At 36.0% G+C, this 2,486-nt stretch carries 1 protein-coding gene; it reads left to right on the top strand.

All coding sequences use genetic code 11. The annotated features are described in order from the left end of the window. Positions 1–660: 660 nt before the first annotated feature. On the top strand, positions 661–792 hold the full coding sequence (locus SAGCYANO_RS47670) for a hypothetical protein (protein ID WP_255502588.1): 132 nt from the start codon (positions 661–663) through the stop codon (positions 790–792). Positions 793–2,486: the final 1,694 nt, after the last annotated feature.

Here is a 2,486-nt window from a genome sequence, read left to right as displayed (position 1 = left end):
ATGAATTAGCCGCAGAAAAAAAATTCTGAGATATCCCAAAAGGATATTCAAATATCCCAAAAAGATGCTGAAATATCTCAAAAAGATGCTGAAATATCCCAAAAGGATGCTGAGATATTCCAAAAAAATGCTGAGATATTTCAAAAAGATACTCAAATTAAACAGGGGTTATTATTGGCAATAGAGATGGGTTTAAAACTCAGATTTGGTGATGAAGCTGTGGGTATTTTATCCTAAATTTCTGCAATTAATGATGTGAAATTGTTAGAGGGAATTATTTCTCAAATTCCCCAGGTTTCCTCAACAGATGAATTGCGAAAACTATACACTGATTGAACAAGGCAGAAGGCTGTAGTTATCTAGGAGAGAAGGCGATCGCTACTTTCTCAGAGTTTATCTAAAATCTAATAACTATAACGTTGTAGTTTTTTGTCATTTATGGAAAGAGGCGATCGCTACTTTCCCAGAATTCATCTAAAATCTAAAAACTATAACGTTGGAGTTTTTTGTCATTTGTGGAAAGAGGCGATCGCTACTTTCCCAGAATTCATCTAAAATCTAAAAACTATAACGTTGGAGTTTTTTGTCATTTGTGGAATGAGGCGATCGCTACTTAATCAGAGTTTATCTAAAATCTAATAACTATAACGTTGTAGTTTTTTGTCATTTATGGAAAGAGGCGATCGCTACTTTCCCAGAATTCATCTAAAATCTAAAAACTATAACGTTGGAGTTTTTGTCATTTGTGGAATGAGGCGATCGCTACTTAATCAGAGTTTATCTAAAATCTAATAACTATAACGTTGTAGTTTTTGTCATTTATGGAAAGAGGCGATCGCTACTTTCCCAGAATTTATCTAAAATCTAAAAACTATAACGTTGCAGTTTTTTAGTATTTGTGGGAGAAGGCGATCGCTATTTTATCTAAATTCAGCTTTGTTGGGTTAAGCGAGAGCGCAACCCAACAAAAACCTATGTAGCTTGAGTTGCCGTTATTCTACTTGAGCGATAGTAATAATAAAGTTGGGTTTCGATACCTCAACCCAACCTACGTTTACTATGCAGAATCAGCGATCGCTACTTTCTCGGAATTTATCTAAAATCTAAAAACTATAACGTTGCAGTTTTTTGGTATTTGTGGGAGAAGGCGATCGCTACTGTCTCAGAATTTATCCAAAATCTAAAAACTATAACGTTGGAGTTTCTTGGTATTTGTGGGAGAAGGTGATATAGCTGCCGCACTTGCGCCGCCAACGCTATTTTATCTAAATTCAGTAGTAGACTGACACAGCTAAAACTGTGCACTCTTATTTTTATTTCTAGTTGTCTTTATCTCTTCTACTCCCCTACTCCCCCACTCCCCCACTCCCCTACTCCCTAATGCACAATTTAAGGTGTGTCGGTCCAGTAGGTTGGGTTAAGCGTATCTCGAACCCAACAAAAACTTATCTAACTGTGGTTGCCGTTATTCTACTTGAGCAATAGCTGAAGAATGTTGGGTTTATTCTACGGATAAGCTACGCTAACGATACCTCAACCCAACCTACTGGACTGACACATCTAATTTTATGCATTAGATTATTGGGGCGGGGGCGGGTTTACTCAGTCGTGGGTGACACCATTAACTTAACGCGGAACCCGCCCCTACTATTGCACTATTTTAGATGAAACAGTCCACTACGTTTACTACTAATAACTATTGGACAATAGATGAATAAAAAAATTAATAAGCATGAAAATGAGCGATCGCTACTTTCCCAGAATTCATCTAAAATCTAAAAACTATAACGTTGTAGTTTTTTGGTATTTGTGGAAGGAGGCGATCGCTACTGAATCAGAGTTTATCTAAAATCTAAAAACTATAACGTTGGAGTTTTTTGGTATTTGTGGAATGAGGCGATCACTACTGAATCAGAGTTTATCTAAAATCTAAAAACTATAACGTTGGAGTTTTTTGTCATTTGTGGAATGAGGCGATCGCTACTGAATCAGAATTTATCTAAAATCTAAAAACTATAACGTTGGAGTTTTTTGTCATTTGTGGAATGAGGCGATGGCTCTTGTTACTCCATCTCAAAACTCTTGTACAACAGATGAATAAAACATTAATAAGCGTGAGAATCAGCGATCACTACTGAATCAGAGTTTATCTAAAATCTAAAAACTATAACGTTGGAGTTTTTTGGTATTTGTGGAATGAGGCGATCGCTATTTTGACTGTATCTCCAATCTAATAACTATTGGACAATAGATAAATCAAACATCCATCTATCTAGAATGAGCGATCGCTACTTTAATCTTTAATCAGAGTTTATCTAAAATCTAAAAACTATAACGTTGGAGTTTTTTAGTATTTGTGGGAGAAGGCGATCGCTATTTTGTCTAAATTTAGTAGGTTGGGTTAAGCGAGAGCGCAACCCAACAAAAACCTATGTAGCTTGAGTTGCCGTTATTCTACTTGAGCAATAGCTGAAAAACTTTGGGTT

Source organism: Okeania sp. KiyG1 (genome assembly GCF_014132355.1).
Classification (GTDB): domain Bacteria; phylum Cyanobacteriota; class Cyanobacteriia; order Cyanobacteriales; family Microcoleaceae; genus Okeania.
Note: the sequence above shows the minus strand (reverse complement) of the source record. Positions and strands in the feature narration are given on the sequence as shown.